Source organism: Acetivibrio sp., assembly GCF_035371925.1.
Taxonomy (GTDB): Bacteria; Bacillota; Clostridia; order Acetivibrionales; family Acetivibrionaceae; genus Hungateiclostridium.
This window is the reverse complement of sequence record NZ_DAORXT010000145.1, coordinates 1-4,178: the sequence shown is the minus strand read 5'-3', so window position 1 is coordinate 4,178 and position 4,178 is coordinate 1. Positions and strand designations below refer to the sequence as shown.

Annotated in this window: 3 protein-coding genes; 1 reads left to right on the top strand and 2 read right to left on the bottom strand. The window is 40.8% G+C overall.

Annotation, left to right across the window (positions count from 1 at the left end):
- Positions 1-53 precede the first annotated feature (53 nt).
- The gene (locus PLH43_RS13135) at positions 54-1,250 is read left to right on the top strand and encodes a Ger(x)C family spore germination protein (RefSeq protein ID WP_324363858.1); all 1,197 of its coding nucleotides are present in this window, start codon (positions 54-56) and stop codon (positions 1,248-1,250) included.
- Positions 1,251-1,353: 103 nt separating this feature from the next.
- Here the strand turns inward: PLH43_RS13135 and cysS are convergent, their stop codons facing one another.
- Both cysS and epsC read right to left on the bottom strand, forming a co-directional pair.
- Positions 1,354-2,760, bottom strand: coding sequence for a cysteine--tRNA ligase (cysS, locus tag PLH43_RS13130; protein ID WP_324363856.1), 1,407 nt, complete (start codon positions 2,758-2,760; stop codon positions 1,354-1,356).
- Entirely contained in the window at positions 2,747-3,484 is a 738-nt protein-coding gene (gene epsC / locus PLH43_RS13125; RefSeq protein WP_324363854.1) for a serine O-acetyltransferase EpsC, read from the bottom strand. Before epsC ends, cysS begins: the two co-directional genes overlap by 14 nt.
- Positions 3,485-4,178 lie beyond the last annotated feature (694 nt).

The window sequence follows — 4,178 nt, the reverse complement described above, 5'->3', positions numbered from 1 at the left end:
AAATCCCACCCAACCCTTGCTTCAAGCCACTTTACCGTCTATATAGCACTGTTATGGTCTCAACGTGCTGGGATTCTATAGATATAGAAGACAGGGCATACGTAATCGGTATCGCAATCGATGCATATCCCCCACTCCCCCAAAGCCCAAAAAATGAAGAAAACAATCCGATAAGTAAGCAGGAAAAAATGTTTGAATCCGGCACAGAAGTTCACACCGGCAATGCCACTTATGCCATGACCATTCAGATACCCGTTGTAAAGCATGCCACACTTCCCAACATCCAAACGGGAGGAGGTTCAGATCCCGGCATGATCAAGACATGGGACATTACCCAGGTGGGCAATTCCTTTATAGAAATAAACCGCACCATTGCGACAAGAACAAATTTAGTGCCCTATTACGAGCATCTTCAGGTCATTGTTATTTCGGAAGAAGTTGCAAGAAAGGGGCTTAAGAATGTCCTTGATTTGTTTATACGGGACCCCGAAATGAGAAGCAGAACAAAATTATTTATAACAAGCGGAAATGCAAAAGATGCCCTTAATATCATACCAAGAGTTGAAGACTATGCTTCCATATACCTCTCCAAAATAACCAAAAATGCAAAGGTAAATGGAGAAATAGTACACTGGTCAGACCTTGGCCAAGCTGTTCAATCCGTATATTCAGGTGAAGATTTCCATCTTCCCGCCATAGAAGTAACTTCTTACGAAATAATGAACAAGGGCACCGCTCTATTTAAAAAGGACAAAATGGTGGGATGGGCGGACGGTCAGAATGTTGAAATTATCAAAATACTGCACAACGTGTATTTAGGCGGCATCTTTACTTCAGAGGTTATTCCGGATGAGCATTCCGATAATGGTGTAATGAGCCTTGAAGTAGTCAAATCAAAAGCCAAAATCACACCTGTAATTCAGGGTGACGATGTCTCTTTCAAGATAGACATAGATATTAAAGGAAATTATACAGAAACAGTAAATCACGATCTTACCGAGAAAATCGACGATGATTTTATAGAAAAAGCCCAAAAGGCCTTTGAAAAATCAATAAAAGAGCAGTGTATCGAAACAATAGAAAAAATACAGGAAATAGGTACGGATGTTTTTCATTTTTCTACTGCTCTTAAAACCAAAAAACCTTCGTACTGGGCCAAGGTTAAAGACAAGTGGGACGACATTTTTCCTAATGTTAAAAGCGAAGTAAATGTCAAGGTAACCATAAGACAAATAGGAAATACCCAATAAAAGCTCGGGACTTCGAGTCACTTCGCTTTTGCCTCTTTCATTTCATTCCAAGAGGCCAAATAATATGCAGGCTGCCTCTAAAGCAGCCCGCAAATTTTCAACTTTACTTTTTTATTGTCCATTTTACTCCCTGGGGAGTGTCTTCAAGTATTATTCCCATTTCTTTTAACTTGTCTCTGATTTCATCAGCCGTCTTCCAATCTTTTTCCTTTCTTGCCTGCTGCCTTCTGTCAATAAGCTCTTGAATCTCGCTGTCAATGCTTTTTTGCCTGTCATTTTGGGCAATTCCCAGCACCCCTCCCAACTCTTTTATCAGTAAATGGGAGTATTCAATGATTTCCTTTGATGAATTGGAGGTTGCATTTATATTGGTGTTGACTTCCTTTACAATATCAAAAATAGCTGCAATGGCATCCGCCGTATTGATATCGTCATCCATGGCTTCAACGAATTTTGCCTTAATCTTGAGAAGGTCCTCTTTAAACTGCCCTTCGCCTTCTGTCATTTTCTCAAGCTGTGCATGCCCTTTTAAGTACTCAAGATTGTCAAGGCAGGTGTATATCCTCTCAAGCCCGTTTTTCGCCTGCTCCAAAAGCTCTGCACTGAAATTTATGGGACTTCTGTAATGGGCCGAAAGCATAAAGAACCTTATCACTTCATAATCAAAGGTCTTTGCGATATCCCTTACCGTAAAGAAATTTCCCTTTGATTTTGCCATTTTTTCGCCGTCTACATTTATAAAACCATTATGAAGCCAAAATCTTGCAAAGGGCTTGCCGTTGGCAGCTTCACTCTGGGCAATCTCATTGTCGTGGTGGGGAAATACCAAGTCCTGCCCACCGCTGTGAATGTCTATTGTCTCTCCAAGATACTTGTTTGCCATGGCAGAGCATTCAATATGCCAACCCGGCCTTCCCTTTCCCCATGGACTGTCCCAGGCTGGCTCTCCCGGTTTTTGAGCCTTCCACAACGCAAAATCCATAGGGTCCTTCTTTCTTTCGTTCACGTCAATTCTTGCGCCAAGCTCCAAATCCTCCAACGACTGATGGGACAGTTTTCCGTATTCTTCAAATCTTTTGGCGCTAAAATACACATCTCCGTCCACATTATAGGCAAAACCCTTATCTTCGAGCTTTTTAATCATGTCAATTATCGCATCTATGTTTTCCGTTGCCCTAGGATGTATTGTCGCCTCTTTTATTCCAAGGCCCTTTGCATCTACAAAATATTCGTTTATAAATTTGTCTGCAAGCTCCCTTACCGTTATTCCTTCCTCATTTGCCCTCTTTATCATTTTGTCGTCTATGTCGGTGAAATTCTGCACAAACTTCACGTTGTAGCCCTTGTATTCAAGGTACCTTCTCAAAGTGTCAAATATGATGAACGGACGGGCATTTCCTATGTGGAAGTAATTGTAAACCGTAGGCCCGCATGAGTACATTTTCACTTCCTTTTCGTCAATAGGTTCAAACTCTTCCTTTCTCCGAGTCAAAGTGTTATAAAGTCTCATCTTCTGTTAACTCCTTTCCCATCTCCACTTGACATTTTTCATACACTTCTTGAGACGCTGACTGCGTTTTCTCACCTTGCGAGCTGTGCCGCAGCTCCAAAAGCTCCCTCTCCAAGCTCTCTATTTTCTGCCTTATCCTGCACAGCTCTTGAGCAACCGGGTCGGGGATATGTATTTGATCCAATTCAATAGAGGGTACAATCTTCTGATCTCCCCTTTTAACCGCTCTTCCCGGCACTCCAACCACTGTAGTATTCGGCTCAACCTCGTTTAAAACCACAGCATTGGCTCCGATTCGAGAATTGTCTCCCACTTTGAACGGGCCCAGCACCTTCGCTCCGGTACTGATAAGCACGTTGTTTCCTATGGTGGGATGTCTCTTTCCCTTGTCTTTTCCTGTTCCTCCAAGGGTAACATTGTGGTAAATCGTACAATTGTCTCCCACCTCTGCCGTCTCACCTATTACCACGCCCATGCCATGGTCTATAAACAGCCCTTTGCCTATTTTCGCCCCGGGATGTATTTCGATACCCGTCAAGAATCTGCTTAGCTGCGAAATAAATCTGGCAACAAAACGCATATTCTTGTTGTAAAACCAGTGGGCAATCCTGTGGAAACAAACCGCATGGAATCCTGAGTATAAAAAGATAACCTCCAGCACACTTGTTGCCGCCGGATCCCTTTCGGCAATCGATTTTGCATCCTCAATAAACTGCTTGAACATTTTACTTATCACATCCCGATTAATTGTTCAGTATAATTTATACTTACCACACAAATTCAAATAATATAATAAGTATTTTCATCATAAATCTATGCCTGTACAAATTAAAACCCCGCCCTATAAAACATAGAGGCGAGGTACAATCGCGGTTCCACTCTAATTGGAATTATTCTGTGTATCAATCTGGAATAATCCATCTCATTTGCATAACGGTGCTTCTTCCGGGAAAACCTACTTTAACACGGTGAAATTACCGGCACTTTAACTGCCTCCCGTAGATTTCAGCTTTCCGATTCATGAGTGCACTTCTCCTACCCATTTCCTTGGAACTGCTCTCAGCCTCTGGCAATTCCTCTCTTATCAGGATGGCTCCATCTTCTATAGGATACTCTACTCAATCACTATCTTTGACTTATATGAACTTGTCAAATCAATTTTACCAGATATATCATTCGAAGTAAATACAACAAATTCTTATTTTTCGCCAAATTTCCCCGCCTTCAATTTCATTGAATATGCAAACTATAGTTTGCCCGTTTTGAATAATTATAATGTTATTAATTCATAATATAAATGATAAAGCAAAATATAAATTTGTCCACTGAAATTAAGTAATTTAATGCAAATAATTTTTATAACAAAAAGAAAGACCAGCTAATTAAAGTCAAGAGTTTATAATAAAAATTTTGAGAAA

What these genes read in the sequence shown, in the direction of transcription:
- PLH43_RS13135 (WP_324363858.1), top strand. Translation starts at nt 54, where the DNA reads ATGGTCTCAACGTGCTGGGATTCTATAGATATAGAAGACAGGGCATAC.
- cysS (WP_324363856.1), bottom strand. Translation starts at nt 2,760, where the DNA reads ATGAGACTTTATAACACTTTGACTCGGAGAAAGGAAGAGTTTGAACCT.
- epsC (WP_324363854.1), bottom strand. Translation starts at nt 3,484, where the DNA reads ATGTTCAAGCAGTTTATTGAGGATGCAAAATCGATTGCCGAAAGGGAT.